The organism is Roseateles sp. GW821-FHT09H10 (assembly GCF_059415865.1).
Genome location: NZ_JBWKOB010000003.1, coordinates 599,832 through 623,294 on the forward strand (window position 1 = coordinate 599,832; position 23,463 = coordinate 623,294).

The 23,463-nt window shown below is 69.2% G+C and carries 17 protein-coding genes and 2 riboswitches; of the genes, 10 read left to right on the top strand and 7 right to left on the bottom strand.

Annotation, left to right across the window (positions count from 1 at the left end; all coding sequences use genetic code 11):
• Positions 1-152 precede the first annotated feature (152 nt).
• The 4 genes from AC07OY_RS18360 to AC07OY_RS18375 all read left to right on the top strand — a co-directional run bounded on the left by AC07OY_RS18360 (position 153) and on the right by AC07OY_RS18375 (position 8,128).
• Positions 153-2,045 (top strand): propionate--CoA ligase, encoded by a 1,893-nt coding sequence (locus AC07OY_RS18360; protein ID WP_495044046.1) that lies wholly within the window; start codon positions 153-155, stop codon positions 2,043-2,045.
• Positions 2,046-2,105: 60 nt separating this feature from the next.
• A riboswitch (glycine riboswitch) is annotated at positions 2,106-2,195 on the top strand.
• Positions 2,196-2,203: 8 nt separating this feature from the next.
• A riboswitch (glycine riboswitch) is annotated at positions 2,204-2,315 on the top strand.
• 239 nt (positions 2,316-2,554) lie between these two features.
• Positions 2,555-5,383 carry a TonB-dependent receptor domain-containing protein gene (locus tag AC07OY_RS18365; protein WP_495044047.1) on the top strand — a complete coding sequence of 943 codons (2,829 nt, stop codon included), beginning with the start codon at positions 2,555-2,557 and terminating at the stop codon, positions 5,381-5,383.
• 104 nt (positions 5,384-5,487) lie between these two features.
• Complete coding sequence (locus AC07OY_RS18370; protein ID WP_495044048.1) at positions 5,488-7,461, top strand: M3 family metallopeptidase; 1,974 nt, start codon at positions 5,488-5,490, stop codon at positions 7,459-7,461.
• A gap of 97 nt (positions 7,462-7,558) precedes the next feature.
• Positions 7,559-8,128, top strand: coding sequence for a hypothetical protein (locus tag AC07OY_RS18375; protein ID WP_495044049.1), 570 nt, complete (start codon positions 7,559-7,561; stop codon positions 8,126-8,128).
• A gap of 64 nt (positions 8,129-8,192) precedes the next feature.
• On the opposite strand, the gene AC07OY_RS18380 is transcribed toward AC07OY_RS18375, so the two are convergent.
• From AC07OY_RS18380 to argH, 4 genes are all read right to left on the bottom strand, one after another.
• Positions 8,193-8,843 (bottom strand): PEP-CTERM sorting domain-containing protein, encoded by a 651-nt coding sequence (locus tag AC07OY_RS18380; protein ID WP_495044050.1) that lies wholly within the window; start codon positions 8,841-8,843, stop codon positions 8,193-8,195.
• Positions 8,844-8,942: 99 nt separating this feature from the next.
• Complete coding sequence (locus tag AC07OY_RS18385) at positions 8,943-9,419, bottom strand: hemerythrin domain-containing protein (protein WP_495044051.1); 477 nt, start codon at positions 9,417-9,419, stop codon at positions 8,943-8,945.
• A gap of 23 nt (positions 9,420-9,442) precedes the next feature.
• The gene (locus tag AC07OY_RS18390) at positions 9,443-10,414 is read right to left on the bottom strand and encodes a hypothetical protein (protein ID WP_495044052.1); all 972 of its coding nucleotides are present in this window, start codon (positions 10,412-10,414) and stop codon (positions 9,443-9,445) included.
• A 7-nt stretch (positions 10,415-10,421) separates the two neighbouring features.
• Entirely contained in the window at positions 10,422-11,819 is a 1,398-nt protein-coding gene (gene argH / locus AC07OY_RS18395) for an argininosuccinate lyase (protein WP_495044053.1), read from the bottom strand.
• A 98-nt stretch (positions 11,820-11,917) separates the two neighbouring features.
• Between argH and AC07OY_RS18400 the strand changes: the two genes are divergently transcribed.
• From AC07OY_RS18400 to AC07OY_RS18420, 5 genes are read left to right on the top strand one after another with little or no spacing between them, the layout of a single operon-like run.
• Positions 11,918-13,027, top strand: a complete 1,110-nt coding sequence (locus AC07OY_RS18400) for a sensor histidine kinase (RefSeq protein ID WP_495044054.1) — start codon at positions 11,918-11,920, stop codon at positions 13,025-13,027.
• On the top strand, positions 13,024-13,860 hold the full coding sequence (locus tag AC07OY_RS18405; RefSeq protein WP_495044055.1) for a LytR/AlgR family response regulator transcription factor: 837 nt from the start codon (positions 13,024-13,026) through the stop codon (positions 13,858-13,860). The genes AC07OY_RS18400 and AC07OY_RS18405 overlap by 4 nt, the downstream gene beginning before the upstream one ends.
• Positions 13,860-14,798: a hypothetical protein gene (locus AC07OY_RS18410; RefSeq protein ID WP_495044056.1), complete on the top strand. Its 939-nt coding sequence runs from the start codon at positions 13,860-13,862 to the stop codon at positions 14,796-14,798. The genes AC07OY_RS18405 and AC07OY_RS18410 overlap by 1 nt, the downstream gene beginning before the upstream one ends.
• 17 nt (positions 14,799-14,815) lie before the next feature.
• A complete protein-coding gene (locus AC07OY_RS18415) occupies positions 14,816-16,039 on the top strand; it encodes a hypothetical protein (RefSeq protein WP_495044057.1) in 1,224 nt (407 codons plus the stop codon).
• Between the two features lie 36 nt (positions 16,040-16,075).
• Positions 16,076-17,275, top strand: coding sequence for a hypothetical protein (locus tag AC07OY_RS18420; RefSeq protein WP_495044058.1), 1,200 nt, complete (start codon positions 16,076-16,078; stop codon positions 17,273-17,275).
• Between the two features lie 4 nt (positions 17,276-17,279).
• Here the strand turns inward: AC07OY_RS18420 and AC07OY_RS18425 are convergent, their stop codons facing one another.
• Positions 17,280-18,071, bottom strand: a complete 792-nt coding sequence (locus AC07OY_RS18425; RefSeq protein WP_495044059.1) for an alpha/beta fold hydrolase — start codon at positions 18,069-18,071, stop codon at positions 17,280-17,282.
• A gap of 276 nt (positions 18,072-18,347) precedes the next feature.
• On the opposite strand from AC07OY_RS18425, the gene AC07OY_RS18430 reads away from it, so the two are divergent.
• Positions 18,348-19,415, top strand: coding sequence for an outer membrane lipoprotein (locus AC07OY_RS18430; protein ID WP_495044060.1), 1,068 nt, complete (start codon positions 18,348-18,350; stop codon positions 19,413-19,415).
• Here AC07OY_RS18430 and ppc read toward each other — a convergent pair.
• Positions 19,412-22,198, bottom strand: a complete 2,787-nt coding sequence (gene ppc / locus AC07OY_RS18435; RefSeq protein WP_495044061.1) for a phosphoenolpyruvate carboxylase — start codon at positions 22,196-22,198, stop codon at positions 19,412-19,414. The two genes, AC07OY_RS18430 and ppc, sit on opposite strands and share 4 nt — an antisense overlap.
• Before the next feature lie 89 nt (positions 22,199-22,287).
• Positions 22,288-23,463, bottom strand: a 1,176-nt coding sequence (locus AC07OY_RS18440; protein ID WP_495044062.1) for a cytochrome-c peroxidase, incomplete at its 5' end; no start/stop codon positions are given.

The following is a 23,463-nucleotide window of genomic DNA, read 5'->3' on the forward strand; positions in this document are numbered from 1 at the left end:
CACCGTCAATCGATGCGGACGTAAAGCGCGCGATTTTCAGGGCAAACCCCGGCTCGCCCAACGGCGAACTTCGTAAAAACCCTGAAATTCATCACGCCAACTTGTTGCGAAAGGTCAGACTGACGTCAGTGCCCGCGCTTCACACTCGCCGCATGACCAAGTCCTATGCCGAATTCCACAGCCAGTCGCTGACGGCGCGCGATGCCTTCTGGGCCGAGCAGGCCAGGCGCATTGACTGGCAGACGCCGCCGCAGCAGATCTGCGATGCCAGCCAGCCGCCGTTCGCGCGCTGGTTTGTCGGCGGCACGACCAATCTCTGCCACAACGCCGTGGACCGCCATGCGGCCACGCGGCCCGGCGACCGTGCGCTGATCTGGGTGTCCACCGAAGTCGGCCAGGAGAAGGTCTACAGCTTTGCCACCCTGCAGGTCGAGGTCGAAGCCATGGCCGCCATGTTCGTGGCCCAGGGCGTAGGCCCCGGTGACCGAGTGCTGATCTATATGCCGATGATTCCGGAGGCCGCCTTCGCCATGTTGGCCTGTGCGCGCATCGGGGCCATCCATTCGGTGGTGTTCGGCGGCTTTGCATCGGTCAGCCTGGCCAGCCGCATCGAGGACGCCAGCCCAAAGCTCATCGTCAGCGCCGACGCCGGCAGCCGCGCCGGCAAGCGCATCGCCTACAAGCCGCTGCTGGACGAAGCCCTCACGCTGTCCACGCACAAGCCCGCCAGCGTGCTGATGGTGGACCGCGGCCTCGTGCCCTTCGAGCGTGTCGCCGGGCGCGACCTGGACTATGCCGAACTGCGCCGCCGCCATGCCGGTGCCCGCGTGCCCTGCGCCTGGCTGGAGTCCAACACGCCGAGCTACACGCTGTACACCAGCGGCACGACGGGGAAGCCGAAGGGCGTGCAGCGCGATGTCGGCGGCTATGCGGTGGCGCTCGCGGCCAGCATGGACTGGATCTTTGGCGGCAAGGCCGGTGAGACCTATTTCTCCACCAGCGACATCGGCTGGGTCGTCGGCCACAGCTATATCGTCTACGGCCCGCTGATCGCCGGCATGGCGACGCTGATGTACGAGGGCACGCCGGTCAACCCCGACGCGGCAGTGCTGTGGAGCCTGGTCGAGAAGTACCGGGTCACGGTGATGTTCAGCGCGCCGACCGCCGTGCGCGTGTTGAAGAAGCATGACGCGGCTCTGTTGAAGCGCCATGACCTGTCGTCCCTGCGCGCGCTCTTTCTCGCCGGCGAGCCGCTGGATGAGCCGACGGCGCGCTGGATCGCCGAGGGCCTGGGCGTGCCCATCATCGACAACTACTGGCAGACCGAGACCGGCTGGCCGCTGCTGACGGTGGCCCATCACATCCCCGGCGTCGAGGCCGTGCCGACGCGCTTCGGTTCGCCCGGCGTGCCGATGTATGGCTATGACGTGAAGCTGCTGGACGAGAACACCGGTGCGACGCTGGAAGGCGCGGACCAGAAGGGCGTGCTCGTCATCGAGCATCCCCTGCCGCCCGGCGCGCTGCAGACGGTCTGGGGCGATGACCAGCGCTTCATCAACACCTACTGGGGCAGCGTGCCCGGACGTCAGGTCTATTCGACCTTCGACTGGGCCACGCGCGACGCCGACGGCTACACCTTCATCCTCGGCCGCACCGACGACGTCATCAACGTGGCCGGCCACAGGCTGGGCACTCGAGAAATAGAGGAATGCATCTCGGGCCACAAGGCCATCGCCGAGGTCGCCGTTGTCGGCGTGGCGGATCAGCTCAAGGGCCAGGTCGCCATCGCCTTTGCCGTGCTGCGCGACGCGGGCCAGGCCTCGCCCGCGCTGGAAGGCGAGGTCATGAAGCATGTCGACAGCCAGCTGGGTGCGGTGGCGCGGCCGGCGCGCGTGCACTTCGTGACCCTGCTGCCCAAGACGCGCTCGGGCAAGCTGCTGCGCCGCGCGCTGCAGGCGGTGGCGGAAGGGCGCGACCCGGGCGACCTGACGACGCTGGACGACCCCAGTGCCTTGGCCCAGGTGAAGGCCTTGTTGCAAAGCTAGGGCCTACCCGATTCGCGTAAACCAGGGCGGCGGCAGGGGATGGCGCTGCCTATCGTGCACGCCGACATCCCAGGAGAGCGCGGTCTTTGCTGATCGCCGCCGAAGGCGCAACCTCCCATGCACGCTCAGGCCCAACACTGGTTTGTCACAGGAGCCGACGCTGGAGAGCGGGGCGGCGTGAGCTGACAAGGCCACGCACGCCCCCACCGAAGGAGCAAGCGCCGCGGGGCCATCCCGGGGGCGTGAATCTCTCAGGTACCAGGGACAGCGGGAGCGGCGCGAAACAGTGAAGGGGCAGCCACCCCTCGCCGTTTCGTGGTCGTTCAACCACTGCGCCGGAGAGCCTGCCATGTCGTGCTGCCGCAAGGCATTGCACCCCCTTTGCTGATCGCTGTTGCCACGGGCTGAGCGCGCCGTCGCGCCCGGCCATCCCCCCTTTTTTGCCATCCGGCGCTGCATTCGCGGCCGCGTCGTGGAGTCGTTCGCCCTTTTTTCCTGCAGGAGTTCGCATGCAACCCAATGCCCTGAAGCCGCTGGCCGCCGCCCTCGCCCTGGCCGGCCTCATCCCCCTGAGCGCGAGCGCCCAGGCGCCCCGGCCCACCGAACAGATCGAGCGCGTCGAAGTCATCGGCAGCCGCATCAAGCGCATCAACATCGACGACGAGACGGCGTCGCCGATCACGCTGCTCACTCGCGACGAGATCCAGCGTTCCGGCGTGGCCACCACGCGCGATCTACTGGAAACGCTGCCGGGCTTCAACAACAACTCGCTGTCCGACCTCAACGGCGGCAACTCCTTCGGCAATGGCGGTTCGGGCGCCAGCATGCGCAACCTGGGCAAGCAGTCCACGCTGGTGCTGCTGAACTCGCGCCGCATCGCCGCCTATCCGCTGGCCGACTACAACGAGGTGTTCTCCAACCTCGACTCGCTGCCGGTGGATGCCATCGAGCGCATCGAGGTGCTCAAGAGCGGCGGCTCGGCGCTGTACGGCTCCGACGCCGTGGCCGGCGTCATCAACATCGTCACGCGCAGCAGCTTCCAGGGGCTGACCGTCAGCGCCAACACCCAGCGCTCGCTGAAGGCCAAGCAGTTCAAGGATCAGGCCGCTGCCATCACGGCCGGCGTGGGCAACTTCGATCGCGACGGCTACAACATCCTCGCCAACGTCGACTACTACCACCGGGGCGACTTCTTCTGGCGCGACGTGCTGCAACACAGCAACCCCGCCTACAAGGAGTTCTCGCCGGGCTTCGACACGCCGTCCAGCTACAGCTACCCCGGCAACATCATCGGCCAGGGCCCGATAGCCGGCTGCAAGCTGTTCAATGCGTCCAACACCCTGTGCATGTACGACCGCTACGACCGCTTCTCGGTGCAGCCGTCGGCCGATCGCGTCAGCGGCATCGTCTCGGCCAAGCTGAAGCTGTCCGAGCATTTGCAGGGCTTCTCCGAGCTGCTTTATTCGAACACCAAGAACACCTACCAGGCGGCGCACAACTACTACGGCTGGGGCCTGGGCAGCGTCGTCTGGGGCGACCCCAACACCAACGCGGCCCGCAACTTCTACTACCGCGGCCTGCCGGCCCAGCATCCGCTGAACCACACCGGCGAGGAGGTCGAGTTCCGCTACCGCTTCATGGATGACGGCCAGGCCAACCATGTCCAGACCGACCAGTACCGCCTGCTGGCCGGCGTGAAGGGCGACTGGAACGGCTGGGACTGGGAGACCGCCGCCGGCGTGATGGGCGGCAGGACCGTCCAGCGCCAGCGTGGCCTGATCAGCGACAGCGGCTTCAAGGAAGTCATCGGCGACTACAACAAGGACGTGCTGGACGCCGACTTCTTCAACAAGCCCAACGGCTACAAGATCGGCCAGGCCAACAGCGCCGCCGTGCTGGACAAGCTCTTCCCCTCCATCGGCTATGACGCCAAGGTCACCCAGACCTTCCTCGATGGCAAGGTGTCGGGCGAATATGGCCGCCTGCCCGGCGGGGCGATCAATCTCGCGGCCGGCTTCGAGCTGCGCCACGAGCGCATGAAGATCGCGCCGGACGCCCTGTCCGGCTCGGGCGACATCGTCGGCCTGGGCACCGTTCGCGCCGATGCCGGCCGCAGCTTCAGCGCCCTGTTCGTCGAGGCTGACCTGCCCGTCACCCGGCAGCTGAACGCCCAGCTCGCCGGCCGCCTCGACAAGTTCCCGGGCTTTGCCGCCCACTTCTCGCCCAAGCTGGCGCTGCGTGCCCAGTTGATGCCCGAGTTCATGCTGCGTGGTTCGGTGGAAGGGGGATTTCGCGCGCCCAACCTGACCGAAAGCGCCACGTCGAGCAAATCGGCCTTCGACAACGGCGTCAGCGACCCCAAGCGCTGCGACGCCGCCAGCGCGCTGATCCGCGACCTGATCGCCCAGGCCAATGCCTTGCCCGACAGCGACCCCAACAAGACCCTGCTGCAGGCCCGCGCCGACAACATCGACGAATGCCGCCGCGGCGTGGCCAGCGTGGTGCGCAACAACCCCGGCCTCAAACCCGAGACCTCGCGCATCGTCAACCTGGGCCTGGCCTTCCAGCCCTTCAAGGCCTTCAGCACGACGCTGGACTACTACGCCGTGACCCGCACCAACGAGATCGGCACCAAGGGCACGGCCGATCTGCTCGGCGCCGAGGCCCAGCAGCCCGCCGGCACCATCGTGCGCGCCCCCAACTTCAACAACGACCCGACCTTTGTCAATGCGGCCGAGGTGGCCAAGTACAAGCCGCTGGCGGGCCGGTTGAGCCTGGTCAGCGGACAGTTCGAGAACCTCGCCAAGACCCAGACCAGCGGCATCGACTGGAGCATGAACGGCCAGTTCAGCAACCCGCTGGGCCGGCTGGGCCTGAGCTTCGACTCGACCTATCTGCTGAGCTACAAGCAGTACAGCACCTCCGACCTGCGCTATGGTGACAACCTGGCCGGGCGCTGGGGCTATGCACGCTTCAACTTCAAGCTGCGCGCCAGCCAGGAGTGGGGCGCCTGGACGCACACCCTGTCCTATTTCTGGTCGTCCAGCACCACGCTGACGCGCGACTACTACGACACCAGCTGGAGCGTCGAGGACTGCACGACCAACAAGAATCTGTCCGCGGACCAGTGCAAGCTGGCCGCCTACAACCGGCTCGACTACAACCTCGCCTGGCGCCCGATGAAGGCGCTGACGCTGAGCGCCAACCTGCGCAACCTGACGGGCCGGCGCCCGCCCATCGACTACCGCAACTTCGGCCAGGGCGGCATCATTCCCGACAACCGCGAGGACGTGATGGGCCGCATGCTGCGCCTGGCCGCGGAGTACCGCTTCTTCTGAGCCCGCGCCACCGGACGCCATGCCGCGCGTGCCCGCGCGCGGCATGGCGAATGGCTGGGGCCGCCGCGCAGGCCAGAATCGCGCCCTTCCCACAAGGAGACGACATGAAACCCGTCCTGACCGCCCTGGCCGCGCTGGCACTGACTGCCGTTGCCGCCCAGGCGCAACCCAAGCTGCCCGCCCCCAATTTCCCCACCTTCGGCTCCGTGGCCGATGTGCAGACCCGCTGCGACAGCGGCCTCAAGGGCGCCCAGCAGCGCGTCGCCGCGCTGGAGAAGCGCAAGGTCGATGGCGGCTGGCTGGCGGCCTATGACGACCTGGTGGTCTATCTCGAGGACCACCAGGGCCCCAACGACTTCGTCCTCAACGTCCATGCCGACAAGGCCATCCGCGACGCCGCCCAGGCCTGCTCGCTGCGCTGGGCCGACTTCGGCTCCAGCCTGGGCCAGAACGAGAAGGTCTACCGCGCGCTGCAGAAGGCGCCCAGGAAGGACGGCATCGACGCCGAATTCGTGCGCCTGGCCTCGGGCCAGTTCGAGGACAGCGGCGTGGCCCTGCCCGGACCCAAGCGCGAACGCGCCAAGCAGATCCTGGACAAGCTGACCGAGCTGGACCAGCAGTTCAACAAGAACATCCGCGACGCCGGCACCCGCGTCGCCTTCACCGAGGCCGAGCTCAAGGGCGTGCCCACCAGCGTCTGGGAGAAGGCCAAGCGCGACGAGCAGGGCCGCATCCTGCTGGGCGTCGACTACCCGAGCTATGTGCCCGTCATGCGCTCGGCCGAGAGCGGCGAGGCGCGCCAGCGCATGTGGTTGGCCAAGACCAATGAAGGTGGCCAGGCCAACCTCGACCTGCTGGCCCAGATCGTCACGCTGCGCGGCGAGTACGCCAAGCTGTTCGGCTTCGACAACTTCGTTGACTTCAACCTGCGCCGCAAGATGGCCAAGGATGGCGCCACGGCGACGCGCTTCCTCGACTCGGTGACCGGCGCCGTCAACGCCCGCGAGAAGACCGAGCTGCAGGAGCTGCGCGCCGACAAGGCCAAGCACCTGGGCACGCCGCTGGAGAAGACCCAGGTCGAGCGCTGGGACGCCACCTTCTACGGCGAACGCGTCAAGCGCGAGAAGTTCAGCGTCGACCAGAACGCCTTCCGCCCTTATTTCCCGCCCCAGGCCAGCCTGGAGTTCTCGATGCGCATCATCGAGAAGCTGATGGGCGTGAAGTACACGCGCATCACCAACAAGCTCTGGCATGACGAGGCCCAGACCTATGTCGTCAGCGACGCGGCCTCGGGCAAGGCCATCGCGCAGATGTATGTGGACCTCTACCCGCGCGACGGCAAGTACAACCATGCCGCCGTCTGGCCGCTGAGCGGCAGCGCCACCCGCATCGCCCGCACGCCCGTCGCCTCGCTGGTCGTCAACTTCGATCGCAACGGCCTGACGCTGGACGAGGTCGAGACCCTGCTGCACGAGCTGGGCCATGCGGTGCACGTGAACCTGTCCAAGACGCGCTATGCCGCCACGGCCGGCACGACGGTCATGCACGACTTCGTCGAGGCGCCGTCGCAGATGCTGGAGGACTGGGTCTACGACAAGAAGGTGCTCAAGCTGATGCAGGAGGTCTGCCCGACCTGCAAGCCGGTGCCGGATGCGATGGTCGACCAGGCACAGGCGTCCAAGCACTACGGCAAGGGCGGCCAGTTCGGCCGCCAGCACCTCTACGCCAGCTACGACATCAGCCTGCACCAGCAAGCCAAGCCCGAGCCCCTGCCGCTGTGGGCCAGGATGGAAGGCGCCACGCCGCTGGGCCATGTGAACGGCACGATGTTCCCTGCCGGCTTCGCCCATATCGCGGGCGGCTATGGCTCGGGCTATTACGGCTATCTGTGGAGCCTGGTGGTGGCCATGGACCTGCGCACGGCCTTCGCGGCCGACAAGCTGGGCGTGGACGCCGGCAAGCGCTACCGCGACCTGGTGCTGGGCCAGGGCGCCCAGAAGCCGGCGCCGGAACTGGTCAAGGACTTCCTGGGGCGCGAGTCCAACTCGCAGGCCTTCTTCGAGTACCTGAAGAAGTAGGGACTGCGGCTGGCCCGAACCCCGAAACGGGTTCAGGCCTGACCCCACGCAGGCCGGGCCGGCTTCTAGACTTTGCGCTGAACTCTGGGAGGAGCACATGCGCAAGGTCACCAGCAAGCCTGAACTGCCCCATGGGGCCCACCACGCCGGTCTGCCACGGCGCAGCTTCCTGCTCGGCGCGGCGGCCGCGCTGTCAGGTTGCAGCGCGCTGTCCCCGGTTGCAGTGGACGGCGCCCAGCAGGCGCCGGGGCGCGGCTATCTGGCGGTGCAGCTGAGCTCCAACCAGTTGGCCAACCTGGCCTTCAACAACTACGGCAAGAAGACCTTTGCCTCGGGCCTGGAAGACGGCATGGGCGGCAAGGGGGCAGTGCAGTTCCTCAGCGGCGAGCGCACGCTGCTCCTCGACGTGCCGGCCGGCGACTACATGTGGACGCTGCTTTGGGACGGCTACCGGCAGGCCAGCATGGAGACCTCACGCTTCCAGATCACGGCCCAGGCCGTCACTTACGTTGGCCGCCTGGAGCTGCGCATGGGCAGCTCGAACTACCAGCTGCGCGTCAGCGACCGCGAAGAACTCATGCGCGCGTACCTGCGTGAGCACTACCCCCAGACCGCGCAGCTGCAGTTCAGCAAGCAGCTGGCGGCGCTGCGCATCAAGGCTGCATGAGCCCGGCCGACCCGGGAGGCCTTCACGGGCCGCGGGTCTTGATGGCGCTCACGCGCCGCGTTGTTCAGCCCGGGCGACGGCGCCGCGCCATCGCGCCGACGACAGCCAGCCCACCGATCAGCAGCCCACAGGTCGCCGGTTCCGGCACCGGCGCCAGCGTGTAGCTGATGTTGTTGATGCCGACGTTGTAGGCCGAGTTCTCCCACTCGATGACGATGCCGGTGCTGGAGCTCAGGCCGGGGGCGAAATGCGTCGGGCCGGGGTTGGGGCCCACCTCGCCGCTGTAGATCAGGCTGCCGCCGCCCAGGGCGAAGATGCGCAGGTTCGTGGTGCGGTTCGGAACGAGGTAGGAGCCCAGGTCGAGGCCGTCAAGCGTGATGCTCATGCCGGCGCCTGGCGTCAGCGTGATGCGGCCGAAGGAATTGTCGTCACTGCCGCGCCCCCAGAGGGCACTGGGCAGGTCGTTGTAGCCTGCTGCCCACCAACGCAGGCTGTCGCCATTGGCCGAGTCGACGTCGAGATAGCTGACGTCCAGCTGGCCGGCGACATCGCCGTGGGCCTGGTTGACGAAGCCGTCGTTGATGCAGCCGACGAAGGCGCCGACGCCGCTCGCGGCGCTGGCACAGACCGTGTCGGGGAAGCTGATGGTGGCGGCCAGGGCCGGCGACAGGTTCAGCATGCCCAGCAGGGCCAGTGGCAGCAGTTTCTTGGGCATCTGGGTTCCTTGCGTCCGGAAGATGGGGTGCTCAGAAATGATAGGGGCCGCGTCGCCGTGGCGGCCGCGGCCCTCGTCCCAGGAATCGGGGGCTGACCGTCAGCCGCAACTGCTGCTGGAACCGCAGCTGTGGCTCGCCGCGGCCGCGGGTTCGCGGCATTCGCCCGTCGCCGGGTCGAAGCCGCGCTGCTCCATCGTGAAGACCAGGGCCGCGTCCATCATCTCGGCATGCTGGGGGAACCAGCCGGCCAGCTCGGTGCGCAGGATGTTCAGCGGCTCGCGGTCGTTCAGCTCATTGGCATAGCGCAGGGCCTCGCGCATCACGTTCAGCACCATGGCGTGCTGGCCGGCATGGCAGTTCTGCGCCTCGAAGCCGCAGCGCGCCATCCAGTCCTCCTCCATCGCGAAATGGGCTTCGGTGTGGGCCAGCAGCGCCTGATAGGCGGGCAGGGCGTCTATGCCGGCGTCCAGCGCGGCGCCATAGGCGTTCAGCAGCTCGACAAATTCGTGATGGGTGTGGTCCAGCGTGGGCTGGTTCAGCACCAGCTTGTCGGTCCAGGCGAGGGTGGTGTTCATGGGGCGTGCAGCGTTGGCGGTGCTCAATCGGGCTGGCGGTAACGGAAGGTCTGCTCCGTCACTTCGATCTGACGAGCGGACGTCGCCTTGCCCGCTTCGACGGTGGACACCGAGATGGACTTGCTCCGCTTGTAGCGATGCGGGATCAGCGTGGCCGTCTCGGTGACCAGCTCGATCGTGGTCTCGGAGTCGAGGGACATGGTGTCCCCCTTGTTGCGCTTGGCATTGGCGGGCGCCAGCCTGTCCAGGAAGGCAGTGATCGCCCGGTTCAACTCGGCTTCGTCCGGCCGGATGCTGGCCAGCACTTCAACGCATTCACGCATCTGGCCTTCGCGCTCGCAGGGCAGCTTGCGGGCCAGCTTGAAGCGCGTGTGTTGCGTCAACATTTCGTTCAACACGGGCATCTGCGCCCGTGTCGTGCTGGCGTAGTCGGCGCCCAGGTCGAAGGCGCGGTCGGCGCCCGCCCAAGCGGACACCTGCCAGCTCCAGTCCACCTGGGCCAGAGCCTGCAGCGTCGCATCCGACAAGAGGCCGTCCAGCAGCGGCTTGGCGCGCTCGCGCACGGGGCCTGCCGGCAGGGCCTTGTCCAGGAATGAGCGCATGGCTGCCTGGAAGGCGGGCAGGTTCTCCAGCCCGACGAAATCGCCTTCACCCGACACCACGAAGCTGGGTTGCGCCGCCTTGGCCAGGACGTCCAGCAGCGATCGGGCTTCAGGATCCATCGCGGCCAGCTTGGCCTCGTCCATGCGCAGGTCGCTGAAAGACACCACATATTGGGCGCCCCTGCGCTGGGAGCGAATGACGTATTGCGACGCCATGCCGTCGGCGACGGGCTTCTGGTCGTTGGTCTGCTTGGACTTCGTCTTCTGGAACTGCACGTCGGCGACCAGGCGGTCCGGCCAGGCAAAGCGCAGCTGCGCGCTGTCCTGGGCCTGGCAGAAACCCACCGCCGCCGCGCCGAACAGGCCGGCGATCAATCGGGAGGGAAGGCCCATGGGCGTGTCAGCCCAGGCGCGCGCGGTGGCGGGCGACCTGCGCACGCACCTGGGCCGGCGCCGTGCCGCCCAGCACATTGCGGGCGTTCAGCGAACCTTCCAGCGACAGCACCTCGAAGACATCGGCCTCGATGCGGGCATCGAAAGCCTTCAGCTCGTCCAGCGTCAGCACGGCCAGGTCCACGCCCTTGGCCGTGGCCGTCTTCACTGCATGGGCGACGACTTCGTGGGCGTCGCGGAAAGCCACGCCCTTCTTGACGAGGTAGTCGGCCAAGTCGGTCGCGGTGGCGTGGCCCTTCAGCGCCGCGGCGCGCATGGCTTCGGGTTTGGGGGTCAGGCCGGCGAGCATGTCGGCAAAGATGCGCAGCGTGTCCTTCAAGGTGTCGACCGTGTCGAACAAGGGTTCCTTGTCCTCCTGGTTGTCCTTGTTGTAGGCCAGGGGCTGGCCCTTCATCAGCGTGACCAGGCCGACGAGATGGCCGACGACGCGGCCCGTCTTGCCGCGGGCCAGCTCGGGCACGTCGGGGTTCTTCTTCTGCGGCATGATCGACGAGCCGGTGCAGAAGGCATCAGGCAGGGCGATGAAGCCGAAGTTCTGGCTCATCCACAGGATCAGTTCCTCGGACAGGCGCGAGATGTGCAGCATCACCAGGCTGGCCGCCGCCGAGAACTCGATGGCGAAGTCCCGGTCGCTGACGGCGTCCAGGCTGTTCTGGCAGACGGCTTCCATGCCCAGGGTCCTGGCCACGCGTTCGCGGTCCAGCGGGTAGCTGGTGCCGGCCAGCGCAGCCGCGCCCAGGGGCAGGCGGTTGACGCGCTTGCGCGTGTCGAGCATGCGCTCGGCGTCGCGGGCGAACATCTCTACATAGGCCAGCAGGTGGTGGCCGAAGCTGACCGGCTGGGCCACCTGCAGATGGGTGAAGCCCGGCAGGATGACGTCGGCATACTCGGCGGCCTTCTCGACCATGACGCGCTGCAGGGCGGTCAGCAGGCCGGCTATCTCGTCGATCTCGCCGCGCAGCCACAGGCGCACGTCGGTGGCGACCTGGTCATTGCGGCTGCGGCCGGTGTGCAGGCGCTTGCCGGCGATGCCGACGCGTTCCGTCAGGCGGGCCTCGATGTTGAGGTGCACGTCTTCCAGGTCCAGCTTCCACTCGAACTGGCCGGCCTCGATCTCGGCGGCGATCTCGTTCAGGCCGCGCTGGATGGCGGCATGGTCGTCCGCGTTCAGGATGCCCTGGGCGGCCAGCATCTCCGCATGGGCCAGGCTGCCCGCGATGTCGGCCTTCCACAGGCGCTTGTCGAAGCCCACGCTGGCCGTGTAGCGCTTGACCAGATCGCTCATCGGCTCGGAGAACAGGGCGGACCAGGCTTGGGATTTGTTGGCGAGTTGGTTGTCTGACATGACGGGGACAGGCGGGCTTGGGAAATCAGCGCGCAAAATGCACGCGCAGCCCGGGATTATCGAACGCCAACAACTCCAACCCTTCTCGATCCCACGCCATGCCCTTCTTCAAGCGCCGCGCGCCCGCGCACCACAGCGTCTGGCACGAGTCCATGCAGCTCAGCCAATGGCTGGGCTTCGGGGCCACCGAGCTGCCCGAGCTGCCCGAGCTGAACCGGGCGCCGCTGCTCGACCCGACCCGTGCCTTCGACGTCTGCCATGTCGGCCTGGTGCTGCGCGCCGTGCTCGGCGTGCAGCTGCTGCTGGCCCTGGGCGTCGCCGTCGTCGCGCGCGATGCCACGCAGTGGCTGACGCTGACGGCCAACGGCACCGTGGTGACCATGTTCGCCGTGCTGTCCTGGCTGCTCGTCGTCTGCGCCGCCAAGCGGCTGTGGCCGCGCCTGCCCGAGCCGGTGCAGTGGGGCGCGCTGATGGGGCTGGGCGCGGTCGGCGCCTTGATGGGCTTTGGCCTGCTGGCCCTGACCAGCGAGGAGCCCGCCGGCGTCTGGCGCATCGCCAGCATCGCCGCCTGCGGCGCCAGCGGCGCGGCCCTGCTGCTGGCCTGGCTGAAGATGCGCGAGCACACCCAGCGCCCGGCCGACGCCCTGGCCCAGCTGGTCGAGCTGCAATCGCGCATCCGGCCGCATTTCCTCTTCAACACGCTGAACAGCGCCATCGCCCTGGTGCAGGTGGACCCGGCCCGCGCCGAAAGCGTGCTGGAGGACCTGGCCGAGCTCTTTCGCGTCGCCCTGGCCGATGCCAGCGCCTCGGTGACGCTGGCCGAGGAGGTCGAGCTGGCGCGCCGCTACCTCGCCATCGAGCAGATCCGCTTCGGCAAGCGCCTGCGCATCGTCTGGCATCTGGACCCCGAAGCCAACGCCTCCAAAGTGCCGCCGCTGCTGCTGCAGCCGCTGGTGGAGAACGCGGTGCGCCATGGCGTCGAGCCCAATGACGAGGGCGGGGAGCTGGAGGTCAGCACGGTGCGCCGCGGCGCCGAGGTCGAGATCCGCATCGTCAACACCGTCGGCGCGCCGGCCCGCACGGCCGGCCATGGCCTGGCCCTGCGCAATGTGCGCCAGCGCCTGAAGCTGATGCACGACGTCGCCGCCCGCTTCGACATCGAATCCACCGAGCAGCGCTTTTCCTTGCGTATCCTGGTGCCGTTATGACAACAGCCCTGCGCGTCCTTCTCGTCGACGACGAACCCCTGGCCCGGCTGCGCCTGCGCGGCTTGGTCGATGCCATCCAGGAGCCGCGCTGCGAGGTCGCGGCCGAGGCAGCCACCGCCTCCCAGGCCACCGCCTGGCTGCGCGACCACGGCTGCGACATCGTGCTGCTGGACGTGCAGATGCCGGGTTCCGACGGCCTGCAGTTCGCCGACGGCCTGGCGCAGCGCCAGGCCAGCCAGCCCGGCCTGCCGATGCCGCTGATCATCTTCGTGACGGCCCATGCCATGCATGCGCTGCGCGCCTTCGAGCTCGATGCGCTGGACTACCTGACCAAGCCGGTGCGCCGCGAACGCCTGCAGGCGGCCCTGGCCCGCGCCGCCCAGCGCCTGAATGAACGCTCGGCCGCCCAGTCCCAGCAGCCGGCCGAGGCGCCCGCCGCGCCCGATCCGACGGATTTCGTCACGCTGACCGACAGAGGCCGCCTGCTGCGCATCCCGATCGCCGAGGTGCTGTATTTCAAGGCCGAGCTGAAGTATGTGACCCTGCGCACCGCCAGCGAGAGCCATGTGATGGACGGCGCCCTGTCCGAGCTCGAGCAACGCTTTGGCGAGCGCTTTCTGCGCGTCCACCGCAACGCGCTGGTGGCGCGCTGGGCCGTGCGCGAGCTGGAGCGCCACACGCCGACCTCCTTCGGCGAGCTGGACGGCGGCGGCGATGCCGCCGAGGCCGCCGACAGCTGGGCGGTGCGGGTCGTCCATGTCGACGAATGGCTGGCCGTGTCGCGCCGCCAGGTGGCGGCGGTGCGGGAGGCGCTGGCGGGGCAGAAGGCTTGATGCGCGCACTGCGCTGGTGGCCGCTGGGTCTGGCGCTGGCGGTGACGGGCAGCCAGGCCCAATGGGCGCAGACCTGCGCGCGGCGGGCTGCCGAGATCCAGCCCCAGGTCGCCGCGGCCGTGCCGCAAGCTGTCGCTCCCTTGCAGCGTCGCAGCGACCTGCGCTCGCAGGCCCTGGCCGACTATCTGCTGGCGGCGGCCGGCACGGCCGAGGCCGACGCCGCGCGCGCCCGGCTGCAGGACCGCGCTCGCTCCTCCACCGATCCCATGCTGACGGTGCTGGCCCTGCACATGCCCTGCGTGCGGCCGGGCTGTCGCAATATCGAGGCCTCGCAGTGGTCGCGGCTGGAGCCTGACAACCTGCTGGCCTGGCTGGCCCTGCCGACGCGGACCGGCGCGGACGGCGGCTATCTGCTCAACGAGATCGGTGCCCATGTGCGCCATGCGCGCAGCTACCAGCAGGAAGCGGCTGCGCTGCTCGCCGACCTGCCGCCTTCCGGGCTGGAGCTGCGCCAGCCCTGGGGCCTGCTCAACCTGCGCGGCCTGGCCGGCAGCTGCCGCAACCCCGCCGACGTGGGTACGGCCGAACGCTGCCAGCAGGCGGCGGATCTGCTTTGGGCAGACGGCGGCGCCGTGGAAAGCCTGGTCGCCCTACTGCTGGCCGACCAGACTCTGGCCCTGCTGCCGCAGCAGCGGCCCGTCTGGCAGCCGAGGGTCGATGAGCTGTTGGCCCTGCTCAGGGACAGGGGCTTCCAGAAGTCGGCCGGCGTGGCTCCGACGCGGCAGCGGATCTGCGAAGCCCTTGCGCTGACGCGTGGCGGCGAGCGTGCGGCTGTCAGCGAGGCCGAGCGCATGCGCATGCTGGAGCAGATTTCCGGGCTGTCGACCGGGGACGTGCTCTATCGCAGGTGGGCCGAGCGGATGAGGCCGGCCCGTTGAAGGGCCGGTGGCGGTGGGTGCTGCTGAGCCTGGTGCTGGCGGCCACGATGGCGGGTCTGCTCGGCTGGCAAGCGAGGCGAGCGGCGCCCCTGGCCGTGGCGGCGCCAGCGTCGGCGCCGATGCCGGCATTGGCGGTTGCTGTGCCCGCACGGGCCGATGGCTCGGCAGACACCGCCGCGGCGCCGATCAAGGTGCCTCAGCACGAGCCCCCACTGCAGGCTTCCAGGGAGTTCGTCGACGTCTGCGGCGTCGGGCGGGTCAGGCGCAGCGAGTTGGAGCCTGGCGAAGGCTCGGCCGAGCTAGCTTTTGCGGCGCTGAACCGCCAGAGCGAGCAAGGGCTGACCGACATGCTGAAGCGTCTTGACGTCGGCTCGCTGCGGCAGCGTGTGGCCGCCGCCGCACTGCGCGGCGACGCTCAGGCCGCCGCGGAACTGGCTGCGGCGACGGCGGATGTCGGCACCTACCGCATTGCGGTGCGGGCCTGCCGCAAGGATGCCGCGTTCCGAGCCGCCTATCCGGCAATGAAGCAGATGCAGGCCCGGCTTGCGGCGTCCGCGGCCAGCGGCTTCGAGATGCCGGAGCTCAAGCCGCCGGGAGCGGTGCCGCAGGCCTGTGCCGCGATCAATCTGGAAAGGCTGGAGCTTCTGGATCCGGGCGATGCCTGGCCATCGCTGCTGCGCTTGAATGATGCTTTCACTCGGGGCGACGAGACGGCGGTCGGCCAGGCGCTGTATCAGGTCGCGCAGAGGCCGCGGATGTCTGCCAACGCGCGCATCCTCAGCGCTACCGTGGCGGAAGCCGTCGGGACCGAACCGACGCCGGGAGAAGCCTGGGCCTTGGCCAGCGCCATGGCCATCGACACGGCGGCGCAGATCGATGGGTCGCTGGCAGGCGTGGCGCGCCCCTGCCGCGCGGACGCGCTCAGGGATGCCAACCGGCGCCAGCTCTGCGAACAGGTGGCGAGGCATATCCCCGGCATGGTCAGGGAAGGGCTGGAGGCCCGCATCCTCCATACGCTGGAAGAGCGCCTGGGTTTGCCGCACAGCCCCCAGGCCCTGGCAAAAGAGGATTGGGAGCGGGGGCTCAGGGCCATGGGCGAGGAGAGCATGCGCTGGATGGCGGAACCCACCTGCGCGAACTTCGGCGAGATGGGCCGGCATGTGATGAGACTGGCCCGCGAAGGCGAGCTCGCTGCAATGCGGGGCTATCTGAAGGCCGCACCGGCCTCGGCACCTCGGTGATACGCGTCCGGCGCACCGGCCGCGTATGCTGACGCCATGACTGCATGGACGCGCCGGCTCGCCGGCCTGGCCCTGATGGCGGCGGTACTGCTGCTGGCCCTGTGGGCATGGATGAGCGGGCGAGGGGACGCTTCCGCCGCCGCAGCGGCCACAGCTCCCGGCCCTGCGGCGTCGGCTGCGGGCACGTCGGTGCTCGCGCGCATCATGGCGACGCCGGCGTCCGCGGGAGCGCCGACGGCAGACGCCCAGTCCGCGAGCACCCTGGGCGGTGGAACGGCGCAGCGGCCGGACGATGCCGGGATTCCGCCGGAAGGCGTCGAGTTCTGCGGCGTTGGCCGCGTCTCAGCGGCCGAGCTTCGGCGCTGGAGGGCCGACCCGGCACAGGCGCAGGCCCGGCTCAAGGAGATCGAGGCGCGCATGCAGCGCAATGCCGAAAACGGCGTGGCGCGCGTCGCGACACGCTTGTCGGCAGGCAACACGCCTCAACAGGTGGCCGCGAGGTTGTTGATGGGCGATCGCGAAGGCGCCGCCCTGCTGGCCGACCGCAGCGGTGACGCGCTGGCTTATCAGATGGCGTTGACCTCCTGCAGCTCAGCTCGCGAAGACGCCCCCCACTGCGCCAAGCTGAATCCGCGTCGCTGGGCCGAATTGGACCCGTCGGACGCTCGGCCTTGGCTGCGTTTGATGGACGAAGCGCAGCGACGCCAGGACGTTGATGCGATCGACGCGGCGCTGGCCGAGGCTGCCGCCCGGCCGCGATTGTCCCGAGGGAGTTTCCTGTTGGAGGCGCAGGCCATCGCTGCGGCAGACGGCGTCCCGGACGCCGCGGACTTGGGGCAGGCGCTGATCACCATCATCGGCATCGATGCGGCGATGCCCGGTTTCGACGTTGCCGTGCCCATGAAGGCCTGCGGCGGCCAGGGCCTGAGCACCCCCAAGCGGCTGGGACACTGCCGTGCCTTGGCGCGCCAACTGCTGGCGAACGCCGGCGATATTGCCGAAGCGTCCATCGCGCAGAAGCTGGCCGACCGTGCTGGCGTGCCGCGCGTGCAGCAAACCTATGACGCCGCCACGTTGCAGGCCGCTTTGGACAAGTTCATGGAGCGGGCGCTGGCAGATGTCGGCATGGATTGCGCGGCCATGCGCAGGACGAAGCAACTCTCCGCCCAGAGGGCTGCCACGGGAGAGCTCGCCATGGCACTGGCCCTGCTGCCGTCCGGCAAGCCGGCGCGTTGAGCCGTCAGGCCACCGGCACCTTCTGCATCGCCGAGAGGCTCTCCAGGATCAGCGCATTGACCCGCGCGTCGCTCATCGGCGCCATATGGCCGGCGCCTTCCAGCATCTGCAGCTTCACCAGCGGCAGGCGCACCGACAGGCTCTGGGCCACGCGGCGGGCGCTGGCGCGGGTGGCGGTGCCGCAGATCAGTTGCACCGGCATGCGCAGCATGTCGAGCAGGCTGTCGCTCCATTGCGCGGCAAACAGGGCCTCGAAGTGGCGGCGCACCGTGGGCATGGCTTCGGCCAGGCGCATGTGCTGGGCGAAGTCCATGTCGGGCCAGACGTCGCGGTTCTGCCAGTAGGCGCAGAAGCCGCGCGCCGCGCCGAAATCGTTGCCCCGCTCCAGCGCGGCGGCCAGGGAGGCGGCGACCTCGCTGATTTCCTGCCATTCCGGCTCGTTGGGCCCCAGGGCCGGCAGCACGCCGAAGGCCACCGGTTCGTACAGCGTCAGCGACAGCACGCGCTGGGGCTGCTGCAGGGCCATCTGCAACGCGACAGCGCCGCCATAGCTGTGGCCGACGAGATGGAAGTCCTGGTCGGCTGGAAAAGGCAGGCCGGCCAGCACGCCGTTGGCCTCGACGGACAGCTGGCTGGGCATCAGCTCCGGCCAGTCGGGGCGGCCGCCGTGGCCGTAGAGGTCGGGCGTGTGCCATTGCCAGCCGGCGCCCCCCTCGGCAACGAGGCGACGCCATTGCTTGCCGCTGGCGGCGCTGGAGTGCAGGCAGACGACGGGGGCGTTCGAGGTGTCGGACATGGCGGGCTCCTTGTGGGTGGCGGCCATCCTCCAGGGCCTGTGTTTCAAGCGGACTGCGGCGGGCCGGGTGTTTGTTTCAATCGTTTCAGGCCGCTGCGTTGCAGGCCTGCAATGTGGCGCCGGCGGCGCGCGGAGTGCGGGGAAGATTCACTGAACCCACCTGCATGAAGGGGGGCGACTGTAGGCCATGGCCTACCCGGGAGCAGGCCGCGGGCCGATGGTTGCTGCACCGCGGCGGCACCTAGGCTGGGGCTCCCCAATCAACAGGAGCGCGCAATGAAGCACGCCAAGCATTTCTCGGCGACCGCCCTGGCCTGTGCGCTGGTGGCCGGGTCGCCCTTCCTGGCCGCGCCGGCCGAGGCTCAGCGCACCGTGCGCACGGCCGCCGCGCCCTTGCGCGTCACCAGTTTCGACGTCGAACAGGTGGACCGGGTCGAGCCCGGCGCCGAGCTGAACTTCGTGCTGTGGGGCACGCCGGGCGCCGCCGTGCTGCTGCAGATCGATGGCAGCCGACGCACCGTCAGGCTGGACGAAACCAGCGCGGGCCGCTACGAGGGCAGCTATATCGTCGGCCGCTCCGACCGCATCGGGCCGGATTCGCGCGTGCATGCCAACCTGAGGCGCGACAACCGTGTCGCCACGGTGCTGCTGGGCGAGTCGCTGCAGGTGGGCTGGGCGGTGCCGGGCGCCACCATGCAGCCCGAGATCCAGACCGCCAGCGTCGTGCGCGAGCGCGGCCGTGTCGAAGCGCTGCGCTACACGGTGCGCGGCACGCCGGGCGGCCAGGCTTCCGTGCAGTTGCAGGGCAGCGAGATGCGCAACATCATCCTCGAGGAGGTGCGCCCGGGTGAATATGCCGGCACCTATGTGCTGCCGCGTGGCGCCTGGGTGGACACGGACCGGCCGCTGATCGCCCAGTTGCGCCTGGGTGACCGCAGCGTGCGCAGCAGCGTGCCCAATGCCTATGCCGGCCTGAACGTGCCGTCGCGCCGCGCCGAAGCGCCCTGCTATGACTGCGCGACCGTGCAGGCGGTGAATGCCGTGCAGGTCGACGGGGATGGCCGCGTGCTGGGCACGGTAGCCGGCGGCGTGCTGGGTGCCGTGGTGGGCAGCCAGTTCGGCAAGGGCGATGGCCGCACGGCGGCCGGCGTGGCCGGTGCCGTCGGCGGCGCGCTGCTGGGCCGCGAGATCCAGAAGCGCCACAACGAGCGCACCCAGTACGAGGTGCTGGTGCGCATGAACGACGGCCAGCAACGCACCGTCGTCTATGCCGAACCGCCGCCTTTCCGCGCCGGCGACACGGTGCGCGTGGTGGGCGACACGCTGGCGCAGTACCGGCCTTAGCCGGTGTTGCGCAGGCCCGCGGCGATCCCGTTGATGGACAGGTGGATGCCGCGCTGCACGCGCTCCATGGCCGGATCGTCGGCCTGGGTGCGGCGGTAGCGGCGCATCAGCTCGACCTGCAGATGGTTGAGGGGGTCGATGTACGGGAAGCGGTGCTCGATGGAGCGGGCCAGTGAGGGATTGGCCGCCAGGCGCTTGTCATCGCCGGTGATCAGCGTGAGCGCGGCCTGGGTGCGCTCGAACTCCTCGCGGATGGCCGCGAAGATGCGCTTGCCCAGCTTCTTGTCCTCGACGAGTTCCACATAGCGCTCGGCCAGGGCCAGGTCGGTCTTGGCCAGCACCATGTCCAAGTTCGACAGCAGGGCGCGGAAGAAGGGCCAGCCCTTGAGCATGCGCTTGAGCAACGCCAGGTTCTTGGCGCGCTGGGCCGGCTCCTCGCCGAGGAAGGCCTCGACGCCCGAGCCGAAGCCGCACCAGCCGGGCAGGGCGACGCGGGCCTGGCCCCAGGAGAAGCCCCAGGGGATGGCGCGCAGGTCCTCGATGGCGCGGGTGGCCTTGCGCGAGGCCGGGCGCGAGCCGATGTTGAGCTCGGCGATCTCGCGGATGGGCGTGCTGGCGAAGAAGTAGTCGGCAAAGCCCGGCGTGTCGTAGACCAGGCCGCGGTAGGCCGCGAAGCTGGCGTCCGACAGTTCCTGGGCCGCCTGAAGGAAGCCCTTGGAGGCGCTTTGCGTCGGGTGCAGCAGCGTCGCTTCCAGCGTGGCGGCCACCAGGGTCTCCAGGTTGCGCCGGCCGATCTCGGGGTGGGCGTACTTGGAGGCGATGACTTCGCCCTGCTCGGTCAGTCGGATCTGGCCGTTCACTGTGCCGGGAGGCTGGGCCAGGATGGCCTGGTAGCTCGGGCCGCCGCCGCGGCCGACGGTGCCGCCGCGGCCGTGGAAGAGGCGCAGCGTGATGGGGGCTTTGCGCTTCAATTCGTCGAAGAGTTCCACCAGCGCGATCTCGGCGCGGTAGAGCTCCCAGGACGAGGTGAACATGCCGCCGTCCTTGTTGCTGTCCGAGTAGCCCAGCATGATGTCCTGCTCGCCGCCCGAGCGGTCCACCAGGCCGCGCACGCCGGGCAGGGCGTAGAACTCGCGCATGATGTCCGGTGCAATGCGCAGGTCGCCGATGGTCTCGAACAGCGGCACGATGATGAGATCGCTGGTGGCATAGCCGTCCAGCGTGCCGCGCAGCAGGCCGGTCTCCTTCAGCAGCAGGGCCACTTCCAGCAGGTCGGACACCGATTCGGTGTGGCTGATGATGTAGTGGCGCAGCGCCTCGCGGCCGAAGCGGGCCAGGGCTTCGCGGCCGGCCTCGAAGGTGGCGAGCTCGAATTGGGCCTTGTCGGTGTAGGTGGCGCCGATGACGCGCAGCGGCCGTGCGTCGTTGAGCAGCTTGAGCAGCAGGGCGCGCTTGGCTTCTTCGTCCAGGGCGGCGTAGTCGTCCTCGATGCGGGCCGTGGCCAGCAGCTCGGCCAGCACCAGCTCGTGCTGGTCGCTGCTCTGGCGCAGGTCCAGCGTGGCGAGGTGGAAGCCGAAGACCTGCACGGCGCGCATCAGCGGCGCCAGGCGTGGCGCGATCAAGGCCTCCGCGTGATGGGTCTTCAGTGAGGACTCGATGGTGCGCAGGTCGGCCAGCAGCTCGTCGGGCGTGCGGTAGGGGTCCTGGGGCGCGACGGCGTGGCGCAGGGCCTCGGTGCCGGTCAGCGTGTGCAGGGTGGCGGCCAGGCGGGCGTACATGCCGGTCAGCGCGCGGCGGTAGGGTTCGTCCAGGCGATGGGCGTTCTGGTCGGGGCTGCGTTCGGCCAGGGCCTGCATGGCGGGCGACACGCCGGTCAGGCGCAGCGAGATGGACAGTTCGGCGCCCAGCTCGTGCAGCTCAGTCAGGTAGTGGCGCAGGGCCACTTCGCTCTGGCGCTGCATGGCGCGCCTCAAGGTGGCGGCACCGACATTGGGGTTGCCGTCGCGGTCGCCGCCGATCCAGTGGCCCATGCGCAGGAAGCTGGGCAGGGCCTGGCCGGGCAGGTGCTCCTCCAGCTCGGCATAGAGCTTGGGAATCTGGCGCAGGAAGGTCGAGTGGTAATAGGACAGCGCGTTCTCGATCTCGTCGGACACCGTCAGCTTGGAGTAGCGCAGCATGCGCGTCTGCCAGAGCTGGGTGATGCGGGCGCGCAGCAGGCCTTCGGTGTCGCGCAGCTCGCGCTCGGTGCCGGCACGGTCGCGCGCCTCCAGCAGGCCGGCGACGGCGCGCTCGGCGTCCAGGATGCTCTTGCGCTGCACCTCGGTCGGGTGGGCCGTCAGCACCGGCGAGATGAATCCGCGCTTGAGCACCTCGGCGATCTCCGTCGGGCGGATGCCGGCTTCGTGCAGATGCTCCAGGCAATAGGCCAGGGAGCCAGGCTGCAGGCTGCCGGCGCGCTCGTGCACGTCGCGGCGGCGGATGTGGTGGCGGTCCTCGGCGATATTGGCCAGGTGGGAGAAATAGCTGAAGGCGCGGATGACGCTGACGGCCTGCTCGCCGGACAGGCTCTTGAGCAGCTTGTCGAAGCGCTTGCCGGCTTCCTTGTCGTGCTTGTGGCGGTAGGCCACGGCCAGCTGGCGGATGCGCTCGACGAGCTCGTAGGCCTCGCGGCCCTCCTGCTCGCGGATGACGTCGCCGAGGATGCGGCCGAGCAGCCGGATGTCGGCCACCAGGGGTTCGTTCTTGTCGGCTTCGGTGCGGGCGGGGGCTGCGCGAGGAGGCATGGCGGGGCGTCCGGGAAGGAATTGCTATAGGAGAAGTAACCAAGTTACTTCTCCATAACTCTAGCAGTTTCTTCCGCGGAACGAACCCCTCACTGACCCGGCTGGCCTGGCGTGAAGCCGTCGCTGAGGGTGCGCAGGAAGGCGACGACGTCGGCCACGTCCTGGGCGTTCAGGGCCGGCGGCTGGCCCGGGCGGCGGAATGGTGCGCCCTGCTGCACATTGGTGCGGTAGATGGCCGGCAGGTCGTTGTAGAGCTGGGCCTGGCCATTGACCGTGGGGTACCAGCGCGCCGGGTCGGTGTCGCGCGTGGCATAGAAGGCGACGACGTCTTCGAGCGCCGCGAAGCGGGCGTTGTGGAAGTACGGTCCCGTCAAAGCGACGTTGCGCAGCGTCGGCGTGCGGAACAGGCCGCAGAAGTCGGCGCGGCCGGCCAGGTCGGGCCGGGCGCACAGGCCGAGGTCGAAGAAGGCGGGGTTGGCCGTGGCCTGGCTCTGGTTGCGCGGCACGCCGAGGGCGTGATAGCTGAAGTCGGTGAACAGGGCGCGGTTCAGCCCGGGCGCGGGGCGGCTGCTGTGGCAGCTGGCGCAGTTGCCGCGCTGCGGGTCGTTGAAGAGGTTGAGGCCGCGCTGCTCCTGGGCGGTGAAGCTGGCGCGGCCGTCCTGCACGGCGTCGAACTTGCTGGAGAAGGGATGGAAGCTGGCGTCGTCGGCCTGGTAGCGGGCCAGGGCCGTGACGGCGGCGTCGACGAGCTGGTTGTCGGTGGCGGCGGCCGGCAGATTGGCGGCGGCGCGCAGGTCGGCCGCATAGGGCAGGGCGCGCAGCCTGGCGGCCAGCGCGGCGACGTCGGCATTGGCCATCTCGTCGGCATTGAACAGCGGGCCGCGGGCCTGCTCGGTGCGGTTGTTGGCGCGGCCGTCCCAGAACAGGCCGCCGCGCGGGCGGCCCTGGGCGTCGAAACCGAAGGCGCCGGCCTGGTCGAGGTAGCGGGCGCTGGGCGAACTGCGCGCGCCCTGGTGGCTGCCATCGGCACCGCCCAGAGGCAGGAAAGTGCCCGCGGCGTCGGCATGGCCGCGCGACTCGACGTGGCAGCTGGCGCAGGCGAGCTTGCCGCTGGCCGACAGGCTGGTCTCGTCGAACAGGCGGTCGCCGACCTGGGCGAGGGTGGGGATGGGAACCGGTGCGGGAGCTGGCGCGGGAGCGGGAGCGGGAGCCCGGGGCGGCCGCAGCGCGGCGGCGTCGGCGCCGGCGGCGTCGGCGGCCGCCGT

Coding starts and splice junctions, on each gene's coding strand:
- AC07OY_RS18360 (WP_495044046.1), top strand. CDS start 153: ATGACCAAGTCCTATGCCGAATTCCACAGCCAGTCGCTGACGGCGCGC.
- AC07OY_RS18365 (WP_495044047.1), top strand. CDS start 2,555: ATGCAACCCAATGCCCTGAAGCCGCTGGCCGCCGCCCTCGCCCTGGCC.
- AC07OY_RS18370 (WP_495044048.1), top strand. CDS start 5,488: ATGAAACCCGTCCTGACCGCCCTGGCCGCGCTGGCACTGACTGCCGTT.
- AC07OY_RS18375 (WP_495044049.1), top strand. CDS start 7,559: ATGCGCAAGGTCACCAGCAAGCCTGAACTGCCCCATGGGGCCCACCAC.
- AC07OY_RS18380 (WP_495044050.1), bottom strand. CDS start 8,843: ATGCCCAAGAAACTGCTGCCACTGGCCCTGCTGGGCATGCTGAACCTG.
- AC07OY_RS18385 (WP_495044051.1), bottom strand. CDS start 9,419: ATGAACACCACCCTCGCCTGGACCGACAAGCTGGTGCTGAACCAGCCC.
- AC07OY_RS18390 (WP_495044052.1), bottom strand. CDS start 10,414: ATGGGCCTTCCCTCCCGATTGATCGCCGGCCTGTTCGGCGCGGCGGCG.
- argH (WP_495044053.1), bottom strand. CDS start 11,819: ATGTCAGACAACCAACTCGCCAACAAATCCCAAGCCTGGTCCGCCCTG.
- AC07OY_RS18400 (WP_495044054.1), top strand. CDS start 11,918: ATGCCCTTCTTCAAGCGCCGCGCGCCCGCGCACCACAGCGTCTGGCAC.
- AC07OY_RS18405 (WP_495044055.1), top strand. CDS start 13,024: ATGACAACAGCCCTGCGCGTCCTTCTCGTCGACGACGAACCCCTGGCC.
- AC07OY_RS18410 (WP_495044056.1), top strand. CDS start 13,860: ATGCGCGCACTGCGCTGGTGGCCGCTGGGTCTGGCGCTGGCGGTGACG.
- AC07OY_RS18420 (WP_495044058.1), top strand. CDS start 16,076: ATGACTGCATGGACGCGCCGGCTCGCCGGCCTGGCCCTGATGGCGGCG.
- AC07OY_RS18425 (WP_495044059.1), bottom strand. CDS start 18,071: ATGTCCGACACCTCGAACGCCCCCGTCGTCTGCCTGCACTCCAGCGCC.
- AC07OY_RS18430 (WP_495044060.1), top strand. CDS start 18,348: ATGAAGCACGCCAAGCATTTCTCGGCGACCGCCCTGGCCTGTGCGCTG.
- ppc (WP_495044061.1), bottom strand. CDS start 22,198: ATGCCTCCTCGCGCAGCCCCCGCCCGCACCGAAGCCGACAAGAACGAA.